Below are 3460 nucleotides of genomic sequence, written 5' to 3' on the forward strand. Positions count from 1 at the left end.
CTTCGTCGTGCTGCTCGCCGATCCCCCCTGTCGGCGCCGGAGGCACCCGGCACGCTGCGTCCCCCTAGCGCAGCGTGCCCGGCCCCTGCCGTGCAGTCACCAGTCTGCCGGGCCGAGCGCGGGCGCGCATCAACCTTTGGTCGGGGCTCGCCTACGACCCTGGTCGTATGCCGAACCGCCCCCTGCCTTCCCGCCCGCCGCCCTGCGCCCGCACCGCCCTCTCGCCCTCGCTCGGGCGGAACGGAGACCCTTGTCATCGGATCCCGAGCGCGAACGGGAGGGCCGGCCCCAAGAGCAGCGTGATCACGGTGACCGGAGTCGACGCACGGCCGGCGAGCCGCGGTGGGGCGTCGGGCCCCCGGCAGGATGCGAACTTGCGACACCCGCTTTAGGAGTGCCATCAACGCCCCTGCTCGCTGGGTCCAGATCGCTCTGACCTGCGCGTTTGTCTCTCGTTGCCTGACGTGGGGGAGGGGTCCTTGGCGATCTGGTGTGCCACAAACGTGCCACAGATCGGTGCTCTCGTCTCTGGCGTCAGCGAGCATCCGTTCCGGCGTGATCCGCCACTCGCTTGCCCTGGTGACGGCGGTGAGAACTTTGGCGGATCGCCTCGGCTCGCGGGTTCGGGCTGCGAAGCCCGGGTCAGCCGGACCCCATGTCGAGCGGAGGCTAACCGACGCGGCCGAACCTGTTGTGGGGCAGCGCTGTTCCAGGGATGCTAGGGACATGGCATGGACCAAGTTCGCAGACGGGCAGCCCATCAAAGCGTGGGGCGGCTACCTGATCTTTGATGACCGGGAGACGGCTGAGCGCGAAACCAGCCGAATTGTAGTTCCGGGTTCTGGGGGAGTCGAGGAGATCGACGACGACGTCGCCCGCGAGTACCAGCCGTGGATGCAGCCGCGGCCGTAAGCCCAGATCGACTATGAAGGGCGTATCGGATTTGGTTCCGGTGCGCTCTTCCCCGCGCCTGGGTCAGGGAGCCTGCGTCGGACGAGTGCGAGAACGGCCGCCAGGCCGCAGCGCAGCGCCGGCCGCCGCAGGCGGACGGGCCCGCGCGCCGGAGGCGCGCCTTGAACCAGTACAGAAACTCCTCACCGTTCAAGGCGTGCCTCACGCGGCTGAGGCCAAGCGTTCGCCGCATGAGGGGCAAGGAGCGGAAGGGGCCGATATTTGCCCGTTGGGTGGAGGCAGGATCCCTGGGTGCCCTTGACCCTTTCGCCTGGGCTCTGGCTGCCTGTAGGTCTAGAGTGGCCGCAGCGGTGTTTCGCGCCCATAGGAAGGTGGCAATTCATGCCGTACGCCTTGGAGGACATGCTGGTCGTCGGAGTAGCCTCAAGTGCTCTCTTCGACCTGACAGATTCGGATGAAGTATTTCGAAGTCAGGGCGAGTCGGAATATCGGCATTATCAAGAAGAGCATATCGACAATCTCCTTGAGCCAGGCGTTGCGTTTCCTTTCATTAAGCGACTCCTGTCTCTCAATGACCTAGGTAGCCCAGACGCCCCTCTGGTGGAAGTGATAGTCCTCTCCCGTAATGATCCTGAGACTGGACTTCGGGTCATGCGGTCTATAGCGCAACACGGGCTGCCGATTACCCGAGCCGTCTTTATGCAGGGGAAGGCGCCTTATAGGTTCATGGAAGCGCTAAACATGTCGCTATTTCTGTCTCAGAACGAAACCGACGTCCGTCAAGCCATTCAAGAAGGGTTTGCTGCCGGTCGAGTGCTCGGCCAGCCTGCGGCCGACATGACTGGGACGGAGTTGCGGGTTGCTTTCGACTTTGATGGGGTGCTGGCGGACGACTCGTCCGAAGCCGTAATGCAAGCAGAAGGGCTGCCCGCGTTCCATGCCCACGAGACGGAGCACACGCTGGACCCGCTTCCAGAGGGCCGACTCTCCGAGTTCTTGCGAGGGTTGAATCGGATACAGGATCGTGAGCAGGAGCGACTCAGCAATGACGACACATACGTGCGCCGGGTACACGTTTCAATTGTGACGGCAAGGAATGCTCCATCGCATGAGAGGGTGGTCCGGACTTTGAAGTCCTTGGGGGTCCGGGTGAACGATGCGTTCTTCCTTGGGGGAATTGAGAAGAGTCGGGTATTGCGAGTCCTCAAACCTCACTTGTTCTTCGATGATCAACTAAGCCACCTTGAGGGCGCGGCGAACGACGTTCCTAGCGTTCATGTTCCCTTTGGGGTCGCCAATCAATTTAGTGCATCGGAGTAACTAGAGTTGTGCAGGTTGCTTTTAACAGTGCCGCCGCGGATTCTGGGTTAACACGCCGAGGACTCCGGGATTGCTGTCGTTGAGCTGTGGCGGCGCGCCACCATCGCCATCCGCCGCCACCTTGCCGCCCACCTCGGCGTCTCCGAGTCGGGGCTCAAGCAGGTCGCGTCCCTGCAGTTCGCCAAGGTCGCCGAGTATCAGGCCCGCGGGCTCGTCCACTTCCACGCGCTCATCCGGCTCGACGGACCCACCGGCCCCGGCAGCACCGCCCCTGTCGACGGCGACACCATCGCTGGCCTTGTGGCCGCTGCCGCCCGCTCAGTCACAGCCCCGGCCCCGCCAGCCGCCACCTGGGACCAGCGCCGCGTCCTCGCCTGGGGGCGCCAGCTCGACGTCAAGACCATCACCACCGGGCCGTCCCAGACCCGCACCAGCGACGAGCTCACCCCCCCCTCAGGTCGCCGGCTACATCGCCAAGTACGCCACCAAGGACGCCACCGACCTGCCCGCCGATGCCCACCGCCCGCATCTGGCCCGCCTCGCCGGGCACGCGCGACACCTCGGGATGCTCGCCGCCGTCCGTGACGCCCGTCGTGCGCACCACCGCCCCCAGAGCGCGGGCGGCCTCGACCCCAAGACCGGGCGTGACACCTACGCGCTCCCCGGCAAGTGGGCCCACATGCTCGGCATCCGGGCCACTTCTCCACCAAGTCCCGCCGCTACTCCGTGACCCTCGGCAGGCTCCGACGCGCCCGACAGCGCTTCCAGCGCCTCGCCGCGCAGGCCGCAGGGCACCGGCGAACCCCTCGACACCCGCGACCTCGAGGCCCGGCTGCTGGCCGACGACCACGAGGAGACCACCCTCGTCATCGGATCCTGGACGTATGCCGGCACCGGCTGGCCACGCCCTGGTGACGCCGCCCTCGCCACCGCCGCCGCGGCCCGCGCCCGCGAATACGCCCAGTGGCGTGCCCAGCGGTGACGTGACGACCAACGACGCTCGACGACCACACCTCGACCGAAAGGACCTGCCATGGCCCGGCAGCGCGCGACCCTGCTCGACCTCCCCGCCCCGACCCCGGCGTGCGACCGCCTCTGGACCATCGAGGACGTCTCCGACTTCCTCAGCGTCAGCGTCGCCACCATCTATCAGTGGCGCCACCGCGGCGACGGCCGCCGTGCATGCGCCTCGGCAAGCACCTGCGCTTCGACCCCGCGGCCGTGCGCG

General features: G+C 66.6%; 3 protein-coding genes and 2 pseudogenes. All 5 read left to right on the forward strand.

The window, feature by feature from the left end:
- The first annotated feature begins 726 nt into the window (after positions 1-726).
- Positions 727-912, forward strand: a complete 186-nt coding sequence (locus B4E97_RS15840) for a hypothetical protein (protein ID WP_286960670.1) — start codon at positions 727-729, stop codon at positions 910-912.
- Positions 913-1293: 381 nt separating this feature from the next.
- Entirely contained in the window at positions 1294-2232 is a 939-nt protein-coding gene (locus B4E97_RS15845; RefSeq protein WP_286960672.1) for a 5'-nucleotidase, read from the forward strand.
- A 108-nt stretch (positions 2233-2340) separates the two neighbouring features.
- Positions 2341-2595: pseudogene (locus B4E97_RS19185) on the forward strand (replication initiator); the annotation flags it as partial.
- Positions 2531-3147: pseudogene (locus B4E97_RS19190) on the forward strand (replication initiator). The pseudogenes B4E97_RS19185 and B4E97_RS19190, both read left to right, overlap by 65 nt.
- A gap of 118 nt (positions 3148-3265) precedes the next feature.
- Positions 3266-3460, forward strand: a 195-nt coding sequence (locus B4E97_RS15855; protein WP_286960674.1) for a helix-turn-helix transcriptional regulator, incomplete at its 3' end; no start/stop codon positions are given.

Origin of the sequence: Arsenicicoccus sp. UBA7492 (assembly GCF_002479615.1) — a bacterium.
Classification (GTDB): Bacteria; Actinomycetota; Actinomycetes; order Actinomycetales; family Dermatophilaceae; genus Arsenicicoccus; species Arsenicicoccus bolidensis.

Bases quoted from the DNA above. Each gene is read 5' to 3' on its own strand.
- B4E97_RS15840 (WP_286960670.1), top strand. From the start codon at position 727: ATGGCATGGACCAAGTTCGCAGACGGGCAGCCCATCAAAGCGTGGGGC.
- B4E97_RS15845 (WP_286960672.1), top strand. From the start codon at position 1,294: ATGCCGTACGCCTTGGAGGACATGCTGGTCGTCGGAGTAGCCTCAAGT.